The organism is Comamonas testosteroni TK102, assembly GCF_000739375.1.
Taxonomy (GTDB): Bacteria; Pseudomonadota; Gammaproteobacteria; order Burkholderiales; family Burkholderiaceae_C; genus Comamonas; species Comamonas brasiliensis.
In genome coordinates, this window is sequence record NZ_CP006704.1 from 1,175,263 (window position 1) to 1,195,428 (window position 20,166).

The following is a 20,166-nucleotide window of genomic DNA, read 5'->3' on the forward strand; positions in this document are numbered from 1 at the left end:
AACTACATAGGCCTATTGGAGGAGTGCAAAGCATGCGCCTGAACCTGCCGGTATCTCAACAAAACTACGACTTTCCGGGTGACGAGCTGCTGGTCTCCAGCACCAACACCAAGGGCGAGATCACGCATTGCAATCCCGCCTTCGTGCGCGTCAGCGGCTTTGGCTACGAAGAGCTGATCGGCCAGCCGCACAATCTGATTCGCCATCCCGACATGCCGGCCGCCGCCTTCAAGGACATGTGGCGCACCATCGCCCATGGCTATCCCTGGACGGCACTGGTCAAGAACCGCCGCAAGAACGGCGATCACTATTGGGTGCGCGCCAATGTCACGCCCATCATGGAAGGTGGCAAGCCAAGCGGCTATCTGTCGGTGCGCACCAAGCCTTCGGCCGCCGAAGTGGCCGCAGCCGAAGCGCTGTATGCGCGCATGCGCAACGAGGAAAAGCAGGCCCGGGCCAGCTTCCGGCTGCGTGCCGGCGCGGTGCGCCGTCTGGGGCTGATGGGCTGGTGGGACGGCCGCAAGGATGTGGGTCTGGTGGCGCGCATGGCCTGGCTGCTGGCCATCGTGGCCTTGATCGTCATGCTGCCCGATATGCTGGGCTGGCAGGGCGCGGCGGCCTGGGGCTGGCGTGCTGCCAGCCTGGTGGCCGGCGGCGCATTCGTGCTGTGGCGCTTTCAGCAGCGCTGCGTGGCGGGATTGGAGGAAGCCAGCCGCTTTGCGGCCGATGTGGCGGCCTGCAATCTGAGCACCGAATGCAGCCAGAGCTACAGCGGCGCCATGGGGGCGCTGATGCTGAGGCTGCAGCAGATTCAGATCAATCTGCGCGCCGTGGTGGGCGATGTGCGCACCGAGGTGCAAGGCTTTGCACAGACTGCCCATGAAATCGCCCAGAGCAGTTTCGATCTGGCAGGGCGTACCGAGTCGCAGGCCACCAGCTTGCAGCAGACGGCGGCCTCGATGGAGGAAATTTCGGGCACCGTGTCGCAGACGGCCGATACGGCTCAGTTCATGGCCGGCGCCAGCGACGAGAGCAGCAAGGTGGCCAGCCGCAGCGGCGCGGCCATCAGCGAAGTGGGGCTGGCCATGGAGCATATCCGCGGCTCCTCCACGCGCATGAGCGAGATCATTGGCGTGATCGAGAGCATTGCCTTCCAGACCAATCTGCTGGCGCTGAACGCGGCTGTGGAAGCGGCGCGGGCCGGCGAGCAGGGGCGCGGCTTTGCCGTGGTGGCGGGCGAGGTGCGGGCACTGGCCCAGCGCAGTGCCGAGGCGGCCAAGGAGATCAGCGTGCTCATCAACCGCACGGTCGATGGCATCAATGACGGCAATGCGCGCATGCGTGCCGCAGGCCAGACCATAGACGGCATGGTGCAGGCCGTGGACAAGGTCGGCTCCCTGGTGCACCAGATCAGCATTGCCACGCGTGAGCAGTCGATAGGCATCTCCCAGGTCAACGAGGCCGTGGCCCAGCTCGACTCCGTGACCCAGCAGAATGCGGCGCTGGTGGAGCAGTCGACCAGTGCCGCGCAATCGCTGCGCCAGAGTGCCAAGACACTGGAGCGTTCGGTGGACGTGTTCCATCTATAGGCTTTTGTGGTCTTGCTCTGAAAAGGCAGCCGTGGAGCTGCCTTTTTCGCATCGGCTTTCGGTAGGATTGCGGCATGAGTGTTGTGCTGACCCTGATCGCCATTGCGGCGCTGGCCCTGTGTTTGCTGATCTGGCTGATATCGCGTTTGCGCGCTGACGCCAGACCCGCGTCGTCTGCAACTGCCGGGCAGGAGGCCGAGCCGTCCGTGGCCCAGGCCAGAACGGCGTCGGAGGTTGCGGCGCAGACGCTCTCCGATCAAGAGCTTGCGGCGCAGGCGGATATGGCGTCAGAGGCCAGCAGGGATGTGAATTTTCGTCCCCAGGGCGAGCGCGGCATGGGCGGCCCCATCTATGGCGATGTGCTGTGTGCGGACGGCGTCTACCTGCCCCATGTCTGGGAGATGGACATGCACACCTCCTATGACGGGCGCTGGCTGCGCACGGGCTTTTATGACAGCGAGACCGCCCATCTGGTCGACCGCAAATCGCGTCGCAGCTGGGTGATCAGCAAGCCTGAAGGCGAGCTGCTGGATGCCATCCACTGGCGCATGCCGCGCTGGAGTGGCGAGAGCATCAACGAAAGCGGCATTGCCGACGATGCGCATGTGATCATGTCCGATGCCAGCTTCGAGGCCTGGCTGGGCGAGCATATGTCTGCGCAGCCGCAGCCCCTGCTGCAGGTGGTGGATCTCTGGGTACCGGCAGACTGCCTGCCGGCCGAAGTTGCCCGGCCCATGCCGACTCTGCCGCAACCGGCTCAGCCCACCCCGGTGCCGCCGGTGCTGCTGCAGCGCCACTGGCCGGCTTCGCTGCGCAAGCTGCGCTACCCCATGGCTCCGCTCCAGAATCCGCACTGGCAGCTGATGCTGGGTGAGACCGCCCAGCCCTGGGTGCTCGATGAGAGCCACAGCATGGTCTGGCGTGCCGATGCCCAGGCCTTTGCGCTCTATGCCTACCCTACCCAGGGCGATGCCAGCCAGGCCAGCCTGCGGCTGGCCGTCTGGATGATGGAGCGAGGCTGGCAGCAATGGCCGCAGCTGATGCCCGAGGATCGCAAGCCCTGGGCTCTGGGCCTGCCGGATCTTGAGCCGCCGAGCGAGCCGCAAGCGCCAGCGGTTTTGCCGCTGAGCTGGCTCAATGAACTGCTGCTGCAGAGAGTGCAGCTCGATAGGCCCGAGACCGAGCGCCTGCACGATGGCACCAGCATCAGCTGCGCCATGAGCGAGGTGGATGTCTGCGCTGCCCATCAGCGCGATGGACTGCCCATCCTCAAACCCTCGCTTCCCGTGAGCTTAGACTGGCTGCGTGATCCGGCGCAGCCCGCGCTGTGGCGCGCGCAGAGCGAGCCACTCAAGGGGCAGCGCCTGATCTGGACCCTGTCCAAGCCCGCCCGGGAGGAGCTGGGCGAAACGGCGGCCTACAACCTGCAATGGGGTGAACGCCATTTGCCCGGCACCTGGGCGCTGGAACATGTGATCGTGCAGGGGCGCTGGGCGATTCTCATGCCGCATGGCCGTGCACCGATTCGCGGTGGCAGCGGCAGCCTGCAGGTCTGGGACGGGGAGCGGCTGCAAAGCGTGGATCTGCCCTGGCCCGTGGTGCGGCTGGCCGCTGTGCCGTCGGTCAAGGGCGGCATGGCCGCTCGCCTGCGCGTGCTGGCGCTGACGGCCAGTCTGGCGGACAAGGACTGGGACCCCTCGACCGCATCCTGGCGCTGGCCTCTGCAGTCCGTATCGGCCAGCCATCTGGCAAGACCCGACTGGCGTCCGCTTTACTCCGAGCGTGAACTGGCGCCCGATGCGCAAGGGCGCTGGCAGTTGCTGCCGCGCTGGCGCGAGGTGAGACAGATCCAGCATCCCTGCTCCGACGGTGACTATGTCTGGCGCGACGATGTGCGCGGCGACACCGTCTGGTGGTGGGGCGGCGTGAACGAGCGCGTCAACCACTATTGGCAGCATGATGAACCTCGCAAGGACGGCGTGATCATGACGCGAAGCGGTCTGGCGTTCTGCGGTGTCGGGCCCTGCGCCTGTCCCCATCCTTCAGGCGAAGGCTGGGCCTTGCTGGAGCCGGTGGAGACACGCTACGGCGAACTGGGTCAATGGCAGCTGCACTGGCTCAACCCTGTGGAAAAGGAAGTGCGCACGCTGACGCTCAAGGCGCGCATGCCGGTGCTGCAGGGCTGGGATGCCCAGGGCCTGCATTGGCAGGATCTCCCCTTGCCTGACGAAGCGGCGCTGCAGGGCGAGGCCAGCGCGGTTCACAAGCCCCAGTCGGAGCCCGCAGCGGCGCGTCAGCTGGTGGTGGCGCAGACCTGGCAGCGTGCTGGCGTCGAGCCTCTGCGCCAGGGCATCAACGGGCTGTGGCTGCGCATTCAGGATCTGCGCTATGCAGAGGCTTTGCTGGGGCAGGATGACTGCCCTTGGAAGAATTGATCCCCCTGAGCCGCTTTGCGGCCTCCCCCTGAGGGGGGCGGCAGCCTTGCTGTGGGCCGCCCCTTGCTTGCTGCCCTTGACTGGGTAGTGCCGGTGCTACTGGCGTGCCGTACGCACATTGGCGGGCAGGGCGCCCGGGTGGCTGGTGCGCAAGGGGTTGATGTCCAGGCCGCCGCGGCGCGTGTAGCGGGCGTAGACGGCCAGCTTGATGGGTTGGCAGCGGGTCCAGATGTCCATGAAGATGCGCTCCACGCATTGCTCATGGAATTCGTTGTGGTTGCGAAAGCTCACCAGGTACTGCAGCAGACCTTCCTGCTCGATCTGCGCACCGCTGTATTGAATCTGCACGCTGCCCCAGTCGGGCTGGCCGGTGACCAGGCAGTTGCTCTTGAGCAGATTGCTGACCAGGGTCTCGCTGACGGGTGCTTCGTCGTGGTTGGCACGCAGCAGCTCGGGAGCCGGCGTGTACCGGGTGCACTCCACATCGAGGCGGTCCAGCAGCAGGCCGTCCAGCTCATGCACTTGCTGGGCATCGAACTGCTCTGCCTGCAGCAGCCGCACGCCCACGCTGCCCTGGGCCTCGCTGCCGCGCCAGGTGGCTTCGGACAGATCGGTGCGCAGGCGCGCCAGCACCTCGCTGGCATCGGCAAAGCGGGTGTTGTTGAAGCTGTTCAGATACAGCTTGAAGGACTTGCTTTCGATCAAGTTGGGCGTTTCACAGGGGATGGTGAAATGCGCCAACGCCACCTGGGGCTTGCCACGCAGATTGAGCCAGGAAACTTCGAATGAGGTCCACAGATCGGCGCCAAAGAACGGCGGGTTGATGGCAGCGCCGATTTCCTCGCGCTTGGTCAGGCGTGGCAGGGGAAAGAGCAGGGACGCGTCGTACTGGTCCACATAGGCCGAGCTTTTGCCCAGCTGCGATTGTTCAGGGGTGTGCATGATTCAAAAACAGAATGGCAAGCAGTAAAAAAGATAGCTGCTGGCGCTTTGTGAGTAAGGGCTGGAGCCTGTTTTACTTGAACTCTCGTTCGCGTAGCCACTTGGTGGCAATCCATTTTTCGCCCTCCATCACGGGAGCGCCGCCGTGCAGGGTCTTGGTCGCCGGGTCGGGCCGGTTGTAGCTGAAGAATACGGCATTGCCACGGCGGGGAACGACCTGCAGCCCTACATCGGGAAAGGTGGTTGCGCCGCCGCGCGCGGGCTCGTTGAGATACATGACCAGGGTTCCCACGCGCTGGCCGCCACGCTTGAGTATGGTCGGCGTGCCGGGCTCGTTGGGGGCGAAGTAATCGTAATGCGGCTTGTATTCGGCGCCTGGGCGGTAGTGCAGCACCTGCATGCCTTCGCCGTTTTCCAGCGGCCAGTTCAGCAGCCTGGCAATGCGCTGCTCCACACGGCAGATGAGGTCGTTTTCTCCACGCTGGAAGAACATGCCATTGCTGGTGCGGTCGTCGTTGACGGCCTCGCCACCGCTCTGGTTGTCCACGGTCAGCGAGCGCTGCATGCGCGGGCCGGCGGCGGCGATGATGGCATCGCACTCCTCGTCGGAGAGCAGGTTGCCGAACACCACGACCCGGGGGTGACGCATATTCATCAGCACATGGACCTCGCGATCGCCGGCGTTGATGCAACAGGGATCGGTCTGCAGATCGGGCTCGGGCACGCCGGACTCGTGAATCTGCACGTTCACCCCGGCCTCGGGCCTGGCCGCCGCGAACGCCTGGGGCAGCTCCCCTTCTTCGGGCAGGGCCAGTGCCCGGCGTGCCAGGTGCTCTGCCCAGCCAGCCTTGCGCATGGATTGCAGCAGCGATGGCAGCGGCACGCCGGAGGCGCTTTGCGTGCGTACCCATTGCATCAGCTCGGGTGTCAGGCCGGGAGGTGTGACGAACTCGTCTTGGGTGGAGGTGCTCATGCCGACAATGCTAGTGTGCACTGATGCCGATTTCAATGCGCGACGTCAGTCTTGCAGCTTGCGGCGGAACACCAGCTTGCCGGGCGTGCTGGCCTGCTCGGCCAGCGCATAGCCTTCCAGATCGAACTTGCGCAGGTCGGCCACCTTCCTGGCCTTGTGCCGTACGGCCCAGCGCACCATCAGCCCGCGCGCGCGCTTGGCATGGAAGCTGATGATCTTGTACTTGCCGCCCTTGAAGTCCTCGAAAACGCATTCGACCACGGGGGCCTTGAGCGTCTTGAGATCCACGGCCTTGAAATATTCCTGCGATGCCAGGTTGACGACAATGCGCTCGGCCTGGGCGGCACTGCGCTCGTTCAGATAGTCGGCAATCTGGGTTCCCCAGAACTGATAGAGGTTGCTGCCCTTGGCGTTTTCCAGCCGGGTGCCCATCTCCAGGCGATAAGGCTGCAGCAGGTCCAGCGGGCGCAGCACGCCATAGAGGCCGCTCAGGATCACGACATGCTCCTGGGCCCAGTCCAGTTCCCCGGGCTTGAGGCTGGCGGCATCCAGACCTTCGTAGACATCGCCATTGAAGGCCAGCACGGCCTGGCGCGAGTTCTTGGCGGTGAATCTGGCACTGAACGCTTCGTAGCGGCCCACATTGAGCACGGCCAGCTTGTCGCTGATGCTCATGAGCTCGGAAATCTGCTGGGGCGACTTCTCGCGCAGAACTTCAATCAGTTCCAGGGGCTGCTTTTTGAATACAGGCAGCGTGTGTGGCAGCTCGGCGGAAATAGGGCTTTCATAGTCCAGCGATTTGGCCGGAGAGATCAGAAACAACATGGCTTGACGTTCACTCAATCAAAGAAAGGGCGCATGAAAAAGGGCCAAGGCCCCATCCACGGAAGTGGACAGTCCCCTTGGCCCTGTGATGCCGCAAGGCAGTCTGCTTAGGCGTTGACGCCTGCAGCCTGTTCTTCCTTCTCGAACGGCAGCTGCATCAGGCTCAGATCCTTGCGGGTCTCGACCAGAATCAGCGGGCCTTCGTCGAGCACCACCACGGGCGGGCGCTCGCGCGGAATGCGCACGGGCTTGGGCTCGGCGGCAATCGCAGCCTGGACGGCGGCGATCTTTTCGGCATCGGAGTTGATCCATTCCAGACCCGATGCGGCTGCCAGGGCTTGCAGCTCTGCAATCGGCAGCGCATAGCTCTGTGCCTTGGGCGTTGCGGCTGCGGGAGCAGGAGCCTCGGTTTCAGCCACAGGTTCCACGGCGGCTACGGCTACGGCAGCAGCAGGCTCTGCCTGCACGGGCTGGGCGGGCTCTGCCGCAGGAGCGACAGCCGTCACGGCTTCTTCTGCAACCACGGGTGCCGGCACTTCTGCAGCAACAGGCGCATGTTCTGCCTGAGCCTGAGGTGCAACAGCATCAAAGTAGCTGCGGCGTGCCGGCTGCTCGCCAGCGTCTGCGGCAGGCACTTCGACGGGGGCCTGGGCTTCGGCTGTCTGCTCGGCAGCCTGGCCTTCTGCCTGGGCGTCGCGCGGTGCACGGTCGCGGCGGTCACGGCCATAGCGATCGCGCGAACGGCGCTGACGGGGCTCGCGAGCCTCGACGCCTTGTGCGCCATCCTGCACCTGAGCGTCAGAACCTTCGACCTGGGCGGTGTTAAGTGCCGCTTCGTCGGCCACGGCCTGCATGGCGGGCTGGGCATCGGGGTTGCGATTCTGGCGCTCGCGGCGGCCTTCACCGCGTTCGCCGCGCTCATTGCGTTCCGAACGTTCCCCGCGTTCCTGGCGGTTGCGCTCGGGCTTGGGGGCTGCGGCCTGAGTATTGAACTCTTCGCCATTCAGCGCGGCTTCTGCCACCTGGGGCTGGCGGTCGTCGCGGCGCTCGTTGCGTTCGCCACCGCGGCGGTTGCCGCGCTCGGGGCGGTCCTGGCGCTGTTGCTGCTCGGGACGCTCGTTGCGTTGCTGCTCATCACGGCCCTGGGCATTGCGGCGGTTGTTGCGGTCCGTGCGTTCGCTGCCATTGCGCTCCGCGCTGTTGCGGTCGCTGCGCTCGTTGCGGTCACCGCCACGGCGGTTGCGGTCACCGCCACGGCCTTCGCCTCGGCGGCCGTCGCGGCTGCCTTCACGGGCGGCAGGAGCGGCAGCCTCGGCTGCGGGAGCGGGTGCCGCCACGGGAGTCGGTGCGCCAAAGCCGAACAGATTCTTGAGCCAGGCAAAGAAGCCTTGCTCGCGCACCACGGGGCGGGCCGCTACGGGAGCGGGCGTTGCAGCGGCAGCGGCAGCGGCAGTGCGCGGCTGGCGCGGTGGGCGAGGCTCGGCAATCGGCGCGGGAGCATCGGGCAGCACCCCCTTGATGACGGGAGTCTGCTTGTTGGTGGGCTCCTGCGAGCGGCGGGTGACGGTGGTCACCTCTTCGGGCTCGTCGGCCAGCTTGTAGCTGGCTTCCATGGATTCCAGACGCGAGTCGTCGTGCTTGAGGCGCTCGAGCTTGTAGTGCGGCGTGTCCATGGACTTGTTGGGCACCATGATCACGTTGACGCGCTGCTTGAGCTCGATCTTGGTGATTTCGCTGCGCTTCTCGTTGAGCAGGAAGGAGGCCACTTCCACGGGCACCTGGCAGTGCACGGCGGCCGTGTTGTCCTTCATGGACTCTTCCTGGATGATGCGCAGAATCTGCAGTGCAGAGCTTTCCGTGTCGCGGATGTGGCCGGAGCCGCCGCAGCGCGGGCAGTTGATGTGGGCGCCCTCGGACAAGGCGGGCTTGAGGCGCTGGCGGCTCATTTCCATCAGGCCGAACTTGCTGATGGTGCCGAACTGCACGCGGGCGCGGTCCTGGCGCAGCGCATCGCGCAGGCGGTTTTCCACTTCGCGGCGGTTCTTGGCCTCTTCCATGTCGATGAAGTCGATCACGATCAGGCCGCCCAGGTCGCGCAGGCGCATCTGGCGCGCCACTTCGTCGGCTGCCTCAAGGTTGGTGCGGGTCGCGGTTTCCTCGATGTCGCCGCCCTTGATGGCGCGGGCCGAGTTCACGTCCACGGAGACCAGGGCTTCGGTGTGGTCGATCACGATGGCGCCGCCCGAGGGCAGGGTCACGGTGCGCGAATAGGCGGACTCGATCTGGTGCTCGATCTGGAAGCGCGAGAACAGGGGAGCGTCGTCGCGGTAGCGCTTGACGCGGGCAGCATGCTCGGGCATCACATGTGCCATGAACTGCTGGGCCTGTTCGTAGATGTCATCGGTGTCGATCAGGATGTCGCCGATGTCATTGTTGAAATAGTCGCGGATGGCGCGGATCACCAGGCTGGATTCCTGATAGATCAGGAAGGCGCCCTTGGAGGCCTTGGCGGCACCGTCGATGGCGCTCCACAGCTTGAGCAGGTAGTTCAGGTCCCACTGCAGCTCGGGAGCCGAGCGGCCGATGCCGGCGGTGCGCGCAATGATGGACATGCCCTTGGGGTACTCGAGCTGGTCCATGGCCTCCTTGAGCTCGGCGCGGTCCTCGCCCTCGATGCGGCGCGAAACGCCACCGCCACGGGGGTTGTTGGGCATCAGCACCACATAGCGGCCGGCCAGCGAGATGAAGGTGGTCAGGGCTGCGCCCTTGTTGCCGCGCTCTTCCTTTTCGACCTGGACGATCAGCTCCTGACCCTCGCGGATCACGTCGTTGATGCGGGCCTGGCTGGGCGAAACGCCTTCGGCAAAGTATTGCTTGGAGATTTCCTTGAAGGGCAGAAAGCCGTGGCGGTCTTCACCATAGTCCACGAAGCAGGCTTCGAGGGAAGGTTCGACGCGGGTCACGACGGCCTTGTAGATATTGCCCTTGCGTTGTTCGCGACCTTCGATTTCGATCTCGTAGTCCAGCAGCTTCTGGCCGTCCACAATGGCCAGGCGGCGTTCTTCAGACTGCGTCGCGTTAATCAGCATCCGTTTCATGATGCGCTTCCTTTATTCGTTTTATGGGGCACGCTGGTCACAGACCAACGTGCCTTTGACTGGTAATCAAAGACAGGCTCAACAGGAGCCGTGATGCCAGACGAACGCGTTGAAACGGATGAGGAATCTGGGGCGGTACAGGACGGAGCTACTGGCCTGATCTCAAGTCAGTAGCGGAGGTACAGGCCGGGGGACGAGCGGGAGAGGACGCGCATGCAGACAGGGTACAAAAGAAGCCGACGCGCGTGCTAGGGAGGTGGGTGGTTTCTTCGAGACATGACTCGTCCCGGGGGCCGGCCGTGCCTTGCCCCAGAGGTTGATCAGCAATGTCCAAAAGATCCACATGCTCGTTGAGAGAACCGGCAGTTGCAGGCTGCTTTTGCCTGGTCAACTGCGCGGTATGAGATTCCGTATCAGTGTTTCAATTCGTCAGCCTTTGCCAGGCTTTCACAGGCTGTTGCAGCTCTTCTTGACTGCAATTTGCGTGTGCAAAACTGGCGGGCATCGACCTGCCTGTGCGGTGGGAAATGATTGTTTGGACTAAACTCCATGCGAATCAATCACTTACAACTAAGCTCGGCACAGGTGAAACACATTATAGAGGGCAAACCGGCGCAGGACCGGTCACAGAATACGGCCACGGCCTCGGTACGGCTGATCGAGGTCGATGAAGACTCCGCCGGACAGCGACTTGACAACTTTCTCATGCGCCACCTCAAGGGGGTGCCCAAGACCCATGTCTACCGCATCATCCGCAGCGGTGAAGTGCGTATCAACAAGGGACGCGTGAGTGCCGAGACCCGGGTCCAGCCCGGTGATGTGGTGCGTCTTCCCCCGGTCCGGATTTCCGACAAAGTGGCTGAAAAGGCGGAACGCCCAGCGCCGGCTAAGGACTTTCCCGCCCTGTTGGATGACGAACACATGCTTGCATTGTCCAAGCCTGCCGGCGTGGCCGTGCATGGAGGCTCGGGCGTGAGCTTTGGCGTCATCGAGCAACTGCGCCAGGCACGTCCCGATGCCAAGTTTCTCGAGCTGGTGCACCGGCTGGATCGCGAAACTTCGGGCATTTTGCTGGTCGCCAAAAAGCGCTCCGCACTCATCAATCTGCAGGACCAGTTTCGCGAGCGCGAGACCGGCAAGACCTATCTGGCACTGGTGCAGGGGGCATGGCCGGCCAACAAGAAGGTCATCGACCTGCCGCTGCACAAGTATCTGCAGGCCGACGGCGAGCGCCGCGTGCGCGTGACCACGGCCGATGACCCGGATGGAATGCGTTCCATCACCCTGGTCAAGGTCAGAAAGCTGATCGAGCCGCGCCCTTTGCAGGGACTGCCAGCCATGAGTCTGCTGGAGGTGACCATCAAGACGGGGCGTACCCACCAGATTCGCGTGCATCTGTCATCGCAGGGCCATCCCATCGTGGGCGATGACAAATATGGCGATTTTGATCTCAACCGTCGTGTGCAAAAGCAGGGGCTCAAACGCATGTTTCTGCACGCCTGGCGGCTACAGTTCAATCATCCCGCCAGCGGCGAACGTGTCGAGCTGCGCGCCGAGCTGCCGCCGGAACTGGCGGATTTTGTGAACTGACTAGGCTTCATGACTACTGAAAACCATAGCGCCCGGCGACCACGCCGCTTCGATCTGATTGCATTCGACTGGGATGGGACCGTGGCGGACTCCACGGCCATCATCAGTCGCAGCATCCAGGAGGCGGTGCGTGATGTGGGCGGTACCGTACCCAGCGACGAGCAGGCAGCCTATGTGATCGGCATGGCGCTGATGCCGGCCCTGGCCCGCGCGGCACCCGATGTGCCGCCCGAAAAATATCCTGAGCTGGCCAATCGCTATCGCTTTCACTTCTTCAAGCATCAGGACGATATCTGCGTGTTTGACGGCATCCTGCCGTTGCTTGCCGAACTGCGCGAGCGCGGCCACTGGCTGACCGTGGCCACGGGCAAGAGCCGCATGGGGCTCAACCATGCGTTGCAGGACCCGCAGCTCAAGGGATTGTTCGACGGTTCGCGCACGGCCGACGAGACCGCCGGCAAGCCCAGTCCGCTGATGTTGCACGAGCTGATGGCCGAATTCGGTGTGGAGCCCGAGCGCACGCTGATGATTGGCGACACCACGCACGACTTGCAGATGGCGCAGAATGCCGGCTGTGCCTGTGTAGGGGTGTCCTATGGTGCCCATGCACCCGACGGCTTTGCCCAGTTCGATCCGCTGTTCGTGGCCGATTCCGCGGCGCAACTGCGGGCCTGGCTGTTGGCCAACGCGTGAAACCGGATATGACAGATGCCGTGGAGCTGTGCGCCAGTGCGGATCTGGTCGACGGTGGCCGGGCGGTGGGCTTTGATGTGCTGTATGCCGGTCAGAGCAGCCGCGCTTTTGCGATTCGCTACCAGGGGCAGGTTTATGCCTATCTGAATCGCTGCAGCCATATCCCCATGGAAATGGACTACCAGGAAGGTCAGTTTTTTGACGAGTCCGGTCGCTGGCTGTTGTGTTCTACCCACGCAGCGGCCTACGAACCTGACAGCGGTGCCTGTGCAGGCGGTCCTTGCCGGGGCGGGCTGGTAAAAATCGCCTTGAGCGAAAGCGGCGGCTTGGTGCACTGGCATACTGGGCCACAACTGAAACCTCTGAAGTTTTGAGATGAGTACTCCTGACAACCATGATTCCCAGTCGCATGTGACGCCGGGCGCGGACCTCTGGTCCAAGGCGCCTGCTGCGTCCGCTGAGGCGTCCGCCGCTGCGGCCAAGGCCTCCGGGAACGGGGGCTGGGAGCGCGATGTGCTGGAAAAGCTGGTGTTCGCCTCCATCAAGGAGCAGCGGGCGGCCCGGCGCTGGCGCTTTTTCAGCCGTCTGCTGTGGTCTGTGGTGGTGCTCCTGGTGCTGTGGGCCGTGTTCTTCAAGGATACGGCCACCAAGACCAGCACCTCACCCCATACTGCGGTGGTGGAGATCAAGGGCGAGATTGCCTCGGGAGCGGACGCCAGTGCCGAGTTCGTGGTGGCGGCCATGCGCAGCGCCTTTGAGGATTCGGGCTCGCGCGCCGTGGTGCTGCTGATCAACTCGCCCGGCGGCAGCCCCGTGCAGGCAGGCATCATCAACGACGAGATGACGCGTCTCAAGGCCAAGTACAACAAGCCTCTGTATGCGGTGGTCGAAGAGTCTTGCGCCTCGGCGGCCTACTACATTGCGGCGGCGGCCGACGAGATCTTCGTCGACAAGGCCAGCATCGTGGGCAGTATCGGCGTGCTCATGGACGGCTTTGGCTTCACCGGCGTGATGGACAAGGTCGGCGTGGAGCGCCGCCTGTTGACGGCCGGCGAGAACAAGGGCTTTCTCGACCCCTTCAGCCCCATGTCGTCGCAGCAAAAGGAATTTGCGCTGCAGATGCTGGAGCAGATTCACCAGCAGTTCATTGGCGTGGTCAAGGCCGGTCGCGGTGACCGCCTGCATGAGAGCCCCGAAATGTTCAGCGGACTGTTCTGGACCGGTCAGCAGGCCGTGGAGCTGGGTCTGGCCGACAAGCTGGGCAGCCTCGACTATGTGGCGCGTGAGGTGGTCAAGGCCGAGGAAGTCATCGACTACACCCGCCGCGACAACGTGGCCGAGCGTCTGGCCAAGCGCTTTGGCGCCGCCATCGGCGAGGGCTCGGTCAAAGCCATGCGCGGCCTGATGCCCAGTATTCGCTGATCAAGCGTTGAGAATGCCGCCAGCACTTTCGGAAGAAGCGCTGGTAGCTATCAAAAAAGCCTGCGGTATTGGCCGCAGGCTTTTTTGATTTCAGGCGCTTAGCGGCCTATGGCAAACACCACCGGTGTGCGGTTGTCGGGAGGTGTATTGCGCTGGCGCCATTCGCGCACCAGATGGCTTTCGATGCGCGCCGTCTCCAGCGTCAATCCGCTCGCCAGGGCCAGTCTGGTATTGGGCTGCAAGGTTTGCAACAGCGCCTGCCAGAGGGCAGCATTGCGGTAAGGCGTCTCGATGAACTGCTGGGTTTGGCCTTGTCGCAGGGCCAGGCTCTCCAGCTCCTTGATGCGGGCCGTGCGCTCGGCGCCATCCTGTGGCACATAACCGACAAAGGCGAAGTTCTGGCCATTGAGGCCGCTGGCCGCCAGGCCCAGCAGCAGCGAGACCGGTCCCGTCAGTGGTACGACGCGAATGCCCAGATCATGGGCGGCACGCACGATGGAGCTGCCCGGGTCGGCCACGGCGGGCATGCCCGCCTCGCTGATCAAGCCCATGTCCTGCCCGGCCAACGCCGGTGCCAGCAGGGGCTTGGGGTCGAAGACGGCGCCGCCCTTGTTGCCATGGTCGCCTTTTTTGTGGGCTTCGCGTGGCAGCTCGGCAATGTTCTGGGCCTGCAGCGGCGCAGCCAGCGGGAACAAGGCGTCGATGCGCTTGAGATAGGCGCGTGCCGTCTTGGCGTTTTCGCTGATCCAGTGAGTCAGGGAGGCGGCGCGGCGCAGTGTGCCCTCGGGCAGCACCTCGGTCAAAGCGGTCTGGCTTTCGCAACCGAAATCGAGTGGAGCCGGCACCAGATAAAGGGTGCCGGCCTTGCCCTTAGATGTTTCGCTCATGGCAGAACCACTCCTGCGGCACGCAGCAACTGGCAGGTGCGGATCAGCGGCAGGCCTATCAGTGCCGTGGGGTCGTCGCTGACGATGGCCTCCAGCAGGGCGATGCCCAGGCCTTCACTCTTGGCCGAGCCTGCGCAGTCATAAGGCTGCTCGGCACGCAGATAGCGCTCGATCTCGAGGTCGTTCAGCTCGCGAAAGCGCACTTGCACCGTGACCACGCTGGACTCTAAAAAGCCGGTTTCGGCACAGCTCACGCAGACGCCGGTGTGGAAATTCATCTGGCGGCCGCTCATCTGGCGCAACTGCTCGGTGGCGCGCTCGTGGGTGCCGGGCTTGGACAGGGGCTGGCCGTCGAGCTCGGGCACCTGGTCGGAGCCGATAACGATGGCGCCGGGGTGCAGCTGGGCCACGGCTTGTGCCTTGGCCACGGCCAGACGCAGGCTCAGCTCGTAGGGTGTTTCGCCGCTGAGCGGGGTTTCATCCACTTCGGGAGACACCGTCTCGAACGGCAGTTGCAGGCGGCTGAGCAGCTCGCGGCGGTAGCGCGAGGTGGAGCCAAGAATCAATGGACGCTCAAGTCGTCCGGCAATCAATAAGTCGGGCATTGCGGGATTCTCTTACACCGGCTGCATGAGCAAGGATTTTTCTGCGACCCGGCTGGACGTGCGTGCTTTCGCGCAGGCCGCAGGTCATCTGCATGGTCAGGCACCATTGTCGGACTTCAAGCGTCTGGCGGCCGATGCGCTGGCGATTACTGGCGAGCAGCCCCTGGTGCGCTGGGAAGCCGAAGGCGAGCTGGTCGAGCAAAAGGGCGGCAGCGGCCATGTGTGGCTGCACCTGAGTGCCGAGGTGGATTTACCGCTGACCTGCCAGCGCTGCCTGACCGAGGCCGATATTCCCCTTTATGTGGATCGGTCATTTCGCTTCGTTCCGGACGAAGCGACGGCAGAGCTGGAAGATGACGACAGCGATGAGGATGTGCTGGCATTGAGCAGCGAGTTCAATCTGCTGGAGCTGATCGAGGACGAGCTGCTGATGGAAGTTCCGGTGGTGCCTCGCCATGAGGTCTGCCCGGTGCCCGTCAAGCTGGAGGTCAGCGATGACGGCTTCGAGCAGGCCAACGAGCAGAAGGAGAACCCTTTTGCCGTGCTGCAATCTCTCAATGTAGGCAAGTCTGCCGACTGATCCAGCCCGGAGCACGGTGGGGATTTGATTTTGCGTAGGCCATGAAAAGCGTTTGCGCTATAATCGTGAGCTTCGCGCGAAACCCCCTCGTGTCTTTAATGGGCTGATCGCGTTTTTTTAGGACTTGCACAGACAAGAGCGCACTTACTCTCGGTAGGTGCGTCGAAAGGCAGAGTTTTTTGCCCGGTCTTGCTGTGTGGGTCGTGTTACCAACCCTTTCAAGATACACAGGAGCCATCATGGCTGTTCAGCAAAACAAGAAGTCTCCCTCCAAGCGCGGCATGCACCGTTCGCACAATGCACTGAATGTGCCTGGCATTGCTGTTGAAGCCACTACCGGCGAGACACATCTGCGCCACCACATCAGCCCCAACGGCGTGTACCGTGGCCGTCAAGTGCTGAAGAACAAGTCCGAAGCCTAAGCGACGACTGCATTCGCAAAGCCTGTTGCTACATTTTTTGTAGCAACAGGCTTTTGTTTTTATGGGAGATATTTGCAAAATCAGCCTTGGCTGGCCTTGCTGCACAATTCCAGGGCTGGTTTTGCAGATAACTCCTGTGGTGGTCCCTGGACCATTCAGTTCATTACCCCAAACCCGATTGGACCTGTCAGTCGCCCATGATTACTTTGGCTGTTGACTGCATGGGGGGCGATCATGGCCCCCGCGTCACGCTGGCCGCGTGTCGTCAGTTTCTGAATTTACACCCCGATGCGCATCTGTTGCTGGTCGGCAAGGCCGATGAATTGGCTGGCTTCAAGCACGAGCGTGTGACCGTCGTCCCCGCCACGGAAGTGGTGAGCATGGATGACCCCGTTGAAATAGCCCTGCGCAAGAAAAAGGACTCGTCCATGCGCGTGGCTGTGCAGCAGGTCAAGAATGGCGCGGCTCAGGCTGCAGTGTCTGCCGGCAATACCGGAGCGCTGATGGCGATCTCGCGCTATCTGCTCAAGACTCTGGATGGCATCGATCGTCCTGCCATTGCCTTTGGTTTGCCCAATGCCAAGGGCAGCGACACCACCATGCTGGATCTGGGAGCCAATGTGGACTGCACGGCGGAGCACCTGCTGCAGTTTGCGGTCATGGGCTCGGCCCTGGTGTCGGCGCTCAAGAACACCGAGGCGCCCAGCGTCGGCCTGCTCAATATCGGCGAAGAGCTGATCAAGGGCAGCGAAGTCATCAAGCGCGCCGGCGAGCTGCTGCGCACTGCTGGCGATGCGGGCAATCTCAACTTCTACGGCAATGTCGAGGGCAACGACACCTTCAAGGGTGTGGTGGACATTGTGGTGTGCGATGGTTTCGTTGGTAACGTTGCACTCAAGACCACCGAAGGGGTTGCCTCGATGATCTCGGGGATTCTCAAGGAAGAGTTCAAACGCAATATCTTCACCAAGATTGCCGCCATCATTGCCTATCCGGTGCTATCTGCGCTGATGAAGCGTGTCGATCACCGTCGTTACAACGGTGCTGCCTTGCTGGGTCTGCGCGGACTGGTCTTCAAAAGCCATGGCTCGGCCGATGCAATGGCATTCGAGCATGCTTTGAACCGCGCGTATGATGCGGCACGCAACAACCTGCTTGACCGTGTCCGCAGCCGTATTGCTGCTGCCGCCCCCTTGTTGCTGGCAGCGCAGACGGAATCTGGAACTTCGGCGCCCTGATAGAAGACATGAGACGCTACGCACGCATCATCGGCACCGGCAGTTACCTGCCGCCCCGCCGCCTGACCAATAACGACCTCGCAGCCGAGCTGGCTCAGCGTGGCCTGGAAACCTCGGACGAATGGATCGTCGAGCGCACCGGCATTCGTGCCCGCCACTTTGCCGAACCCGATGTGACCAGCAGCGATCTGGCCCTTGAAGCCAGCCGCAAGGCCATCGAGGCTGCAGGCATAGAGGCTTCGGACATCGATCTGATCATTGTCGCCACGTCCACCCCGGACATGGTGTTTCCCTCGACGGCGGCCATCCTTCAGCATAAGCTGGGCATCAGCAATGGTTGCCCTGCCTTTGATGTGCAGGCGGTGTGCAGCGGTTTCGTCTACGCCCTGACGGTGGCGGACTCCATGATCCAGTCCGGCGCTGCCAAGCGCGTGCTGGTGGTGGGCTCCGAAGTCTTCAGCCGCATCCTGGATTTCAACGACCGCACGACCTGCGTGCTGTTCGGCGATGGCGCCGGCGCCGTGGTGCTGGAGGCCTCCGACGAGCCCGGCATCCTGTCCACCGAGCTGCACGCCGATGGCAGCCATGTCGGCATTCTCTGCGTGCCGGGCAATGTCTCCGGCGGCAATGTGCTGGGCGATCCCTTGCTCAAGATGGACGGTCAGGCCGTGTTCAAGCTGGCAGTGAGCGTGCTGGACAAGGCTGCTCGCTCCGTGCTGGAAAAGGCGGGCCTGACGGATGCCGACATCGATTGGCTGATTCCGCACCAGGCCAATATCCGCATCATGCAAAGCACCGCGCGCAAGCTCAAGCTGTCCATGGACAAGGTGGTGGTGACCGTCGATCAGCATGGCAACACCTCGGCGGCCTCGATTCCCCTGGCGCTGGACCATGGCGTGCGCAGCGGCCAGGTCAAGAAAGGCCAGACGGTGCTGCTCGAAGGTGTGGGCGGTGGCTTCACCTGGGGGGCTGTGCTCCTCAAGATGTAGCTGTAGACGCAATATAAATAAGCGTTTCAGGCAATTTTTATACTAAGAAATATGAAGAAATTCGCATTTGTATTTCCTGGCCAGGGTTCGCAGTCCGTGGGCATGCTGGATGGCTGGGGGGATCATCCCGTCGTGGCCCAGACCGTGGCCGAAGCCTCCGAGGCTCTGGGCGAGGATGTGGGTCTGCTGATCAAGCAAGGCCCCAAGGAAGCTCTGGCGCTGACCACCAATACCCAGCCCGTGATGCTGGTGGCCGGTGTGGCGGCCTGGCGTGTCTGGCAGGCCGAAGGCGGCGCGCTGCCCGATGCCGTGGCCGGTCACTCCCTGGGTGAATACTCGGCGCTGGTCGCCTCCGGCGTACTGACGCTGGCTCAGGCCGCTCCACTTGTGCGTCTGCGCGCCGCAGCCATGCAGGATGCCGTGCCCGTGGGCACGGGCGGCATGGCGGCCGTGCTGGCCCTGGATGCCGAAAAGGTAAAGGCGGTCTGCGCAGAGGTGACGGCCCAGCTGGGCGGCGCCGAAGTGGTGGAAGCCGTGAACTTCAACGATCCCGGTCAGACCGTGATCGCCGGCAGCAAGCTGGCCGTGGAAAAGGCCTGTGAAGCGGTCAAGGCGGCCGGTGCCAAGCGCGCCCTGCCTCTGCCGGTCTCCGCGCCTTTCCACTCCAGCCTGATGAAGCCCGCTGCAGAAAAGCTCAAGACCGCGCTGGCCGAGCTGACGCTGGCTACCCCCTTGATTCCCGTCATCAACAATATCGACGTCACCGTCCAGACGGACGCTGATTCGATTCGTGATGCCCTGTATCGTCAGGCCTTTGGCCCGGTGCGCTGGGTGGAATGCGTGCAGTCCATCAAGGCGCGCGGCGTCACCCATATCGTGGAATGTGGACCCGGCAAGGTGCTGGCCGGCATGGTCAAGCGTATTGACGCCGACCTGACGGGTGCTCCCCTGTTTGATACAGCCACCCTGGCTGACGTGAAAGAATTGCTCGCATGACTGATAACCAGACCAAGCCCCAGGTTGCCCTGGTCACCGGCGCCACTCGTGGCATTGGTGCCGCCATCGCGCAGGAGCTGGCCTCCAAGGGCTATCAAGTGATCGGCACGGCCACCTCGGATGCCGGTGCCGAGAAGATCAGCCAGGCGCTGTCCGCCTTCGGCGGCCGCGGTGTCACGCTGAACGTGACCGACGGCGCTGCCGTGGATGCCCTGATCGACTCCATCGTCAAGAACGACGGCGGCCTGCATGTGCTGGTCAACAATGCCGGCATCACGCGCGACACCCTGGCGATGCGCATGAAGGATGACGACTGGGATGCCGTCACCGACACCAATCTGAAGGCTGTTTTCCGAGTCAGCCGTGCGGCTATTCGCCCCATGATGAAGCAGCGTTTCGGCCGCATCATCAGCATCACCAGCGTGGTCGGTGCCTCGGGCAATGCCGGTCAGGCCAACTACGCGGCAGCCAAGGCCGGCGTGGCAGGCATGACCCGTGCTCTGGCCAAGGAACTGGGCAGCCGCGGCATCACCGTGAACTGCGTGGCTCCCGGTTTCATCGCCACGGACATGACTGCAGACCTGCCAGAGGCGCAGAAGGCTGCGCTCAAGGCGCAGATCGCCATGGGCGATCTGGGTCAACCCAGCGACATCGCGCATGCCGTGGCCTATCTGGCCTCTGCCGGTGCCGGCTATGTGACGGGGCAGGAATTGCACGTCAACGGCGGCATGTACATGTAAGAGATTTCGGCAGCTTGCGTGGTGTCTGCCACACTTGCTGCCAGAGGCTGAACATTTTTGCAAGTTCAGTGGCCGTTTCCTCGCGACGGCCAGCCGCCAAGGGGCTTCTCCCGAAACGGCTAGAATCGCGGGTTCATTCACA

18 protein-coding genes are annotated in these 20,166 nt (G+C 63.3%); 12 read left to right on the forward strand and 6 right to left on the reverse strand.

Features of this window, described 5'->3' with window-relative positions; translation table 11 throughout:
• The first annotated feature begins 32 nt into the window (after positions 1–32).
• Both O987_RS05260 and O987_RS05265 read left to right on the forward strand, forming a co-directional pair.
• A complete protein-coding gene (locus O987_RS05260; protein ID WP_043371047.1) occupies positions 33–1,589 on the forward strand; it encodes a methyl-accepting chemotaxis protein in 1,557 nt (518 codons plus the stop codon).
• A gap of 74 nt (positions 1,590–1,663) precedes the next feature.
• The gene (locus tag O987_RS05265; RefSeq protein ID WP_043371048.1) at positions 1,664–4,024 is read left to right on the forward strand and encodes a hypothetical protein; all 2,361 of its coding nucleotides are present in this window, start codon (positions 1,664–1,666) and stop codon (positions 4,022–4,024) included.
• A gap of 96 nt (positions 4,025–4,120) precedes the next feature.
• Here O987_RS05265 and queF read toward each other — a convergent pair whose 3' ends face one another.
• The 4 genes from queF to O987_RS05285 all read right to left on the reverse strand — a co-directional run bounded on the left by queF (position 4,121) and on the right by O987_RS05285 (position 9,862).
• Positions 4,121–4,966 carry an NADPH-dependent 7-cyano-7-deazaguanine reductase QueF gene (queF, locus tag O987_RS05270; protein WP_003058093.1) on the reverse strand — a complete coding sequence of 282 codons (846 nt, stop codon included), beginning with the start codon at positions 4,964–4,966 and terminating at the stop codon, positions 4,121–4,123.
• A gap of 73 nt (positions 4,967–5,039) precedes the next feature.
• On the reverse strand, positions 5,040–5,939 hold the full coding sequence (locus O987_RS05275) for a 2OG-Fe(II) oxygenase (RefSeq protein ID WP_043371050.1): 900 nt from the start codon (positions 5,937–5,939) through the stop codon (positions 5,040–5,042).
• Between the two features lie 45 nt (positions 5,940–5,984).
• Positions 5,985–6,764 (reverse strand): peroxide stress protein YaaA, encoded by a 780-nt coding sequence (gene yaaA / locus O987_RS05280; RefSeq protein WP_003058087.1) that lies wholly within the window; start codon positions 6,762–6,764, stop codon positions 5,985–5,987.
• Positions 6,765–6,871: 107 nt separating this feature from the next.
• Positions 6,872–9,862: an Rne/Rng family ribonuclease gene (locus O987_RS05285; RefSeq protein ID WP_043371051.1), complete on the reverse strand. Its 2,991-nt coding sequence runs from the start codon at positions 9,860–9,862 to the stop codon at positions 6,872–6,874.
• Positions 9,863–10,447: 585 nt separating this feature from the next.
• On the opposite strand from O987_RS05285, the gene O987_RS05290 reads away from it, so the two are divergent.
• The 4 genes from O987_RS05290 to O987_RS05305 are packed head-to-tail and all read left to right on the forward strand — an operon-like array spanning position 10,448 to position 13,567.
• Positions 10,448–11,452, forward strand: a complete 1,005-nt coding sequence (locus tag O987_RS05290) for an RluA family pseudouridine synthase (RefSeq protein WP_034400767.1) — start codon at positions 10,448–10,450, stop codon at positions 11,450–11,452.
• A 9-nt stretch (positions 11,453–11,461) separates the two neighbouring features.
• On the forward strand, positions 11,462–12,145 hold the full coding sequence (locus O987_RS05295) for an HAD family hydrolase (RefSeq protein ID WP_003058077.1): 684 nt from the start codon (positions 11,462–11,464) through the stop codon (positions 12,143–12,145).
• Positions 12,146–12,153: 8 nt separating this feature from the next.
• Positions 12,154–12,519: a Rieske (2Fe-2S) protein gene (locus O987_RS05300; RefSeq protein WP_043371053.1), complete on the forward strand. Its 366-nt coding sequence runs from the start codon at positions 12,154–12,156 to the stop codon at positions 12,517–12,519.
• Position 12,520: 1 nt separating this feature from the next.
• Positions 12,521–13,567 carry a S49 family peptidase gene (locus O987_RS05305; protein ID WP_003058072.1) on the forward strand — a complete coding sequence of 349 codons (1,047 nt, stop codon included), beginning with the start codon at positions 12,521–12,523 and terminating at the stop codon, positions 13,565–13,567.
• Positions 13,568–13,665: 98 nt separating this feature from the next.
• Here the strand turns inward: O987_RS05305 and O987_RS05310 are convergent, their stop codons facing one another.
• Together O987_RS05310 and O987_RS05315 are read right to left on the reverse strand one after the other, a co-directional pair.
• Positions 13,666–14,454 (reverse strand): SAM-dependent methyltransferase, encoded by a 789-nt coding sequence (locus tag O987_RS05310; protein WP_043371054.1) that lies wholly within the window; start codon positions 14,452–14,454, stop codon positions 13,666–13,668.
• Entirely contained in the window at positions 14,451–15,059 is a 609-nt protein-coding gene (locus O987_RS05315) for a Maf family nucleotide pyrophosphatase (RefSeq protein WP_003058068.1), read from the reverse strand. The genes O987_RS05310 and O987_RS05315 overlap by 4 nt, the downstream gene beginning before the upstream one ends.
• 25 nt (positions 15,060–15,084) lie before the next feature.
• On the opposite strand from O987_RS05315, the gene O987_RS05320 reads away from it, so the two are divergent.
• From O987_RS05320 to fabG, 6 genes are all read left to right on the forward strand, one after another.
• Complete coding sequence (locus O987_RS05320; protein WP_043371056.1) at positions 15,085–15,639, forward strand: YceD family protein; 555 nt, start codon at positions 15,085–15,087, stop codon at positions 15,637–15,639.
• A 239-nt stretch (positions 15,640–15,878) separates the two neighbouring features.
• Positions 15,879–16,061, forward strand: coding sequence for a 50S ribosomal protein L32 (gene rpmF, locus O987_RS05325; protein ID WP_003058062.1), 183 nt, complete (start codon positions 15,879–15,881; stop codon positions 16,059–16,061).
• Between the two features lie 197 nt (positions 16,062–16,258).
• Entirely contained in the window at positions 16,259–17,299 is a 1,041-nt protein-coding gene (gene plsX / locus O987_RS05330) for a phosphate acyltransferase PlsX (protein WP_043371057.1), read from the forward strand.
• A gap of 8 nt (positions 17,300–17,307) precedes the next feature.
• A complete protein-coding gene (locus O987_RS05335) occupies positions 17,308–18,288 on the forward strand; it encodes a beta-ketoacyl-ACP synthase III (protein WP_003058057.1) in 981 nt (326 codons plus the stop codon).
• A gap of 51 nt (positions 18,289–18,339) precedes the next feature.
• Positions 18,340–19,284, forward strand: coding sequence for an ACP S-malonyltransferase (gene fabD / locus O987_RS05340; RefSeq protein ID WP_003058055.1), 945 nt, complete (start codon positions 18,340–18,342; stop codon positions 19,282–19,284).
• The gene (gene fabG, locus O987_RS05345) at positions 19,281–20,024 is read left to right on the forward strand and encodes a 3-oxoacyl-ACP reductase FabG (RefSeq protein ID WP_003058052.1); all 744 of its coding nucleotides are present in this window, start codon (positions 19,281–19,283) and stop codon (positions 20,022–20,024) included. Before fabD ends, fabG begins: the two co-directional genes overlap by 4 nt.
• Positions 20,025–20,166: the final 142 nt, after the last annotated feature.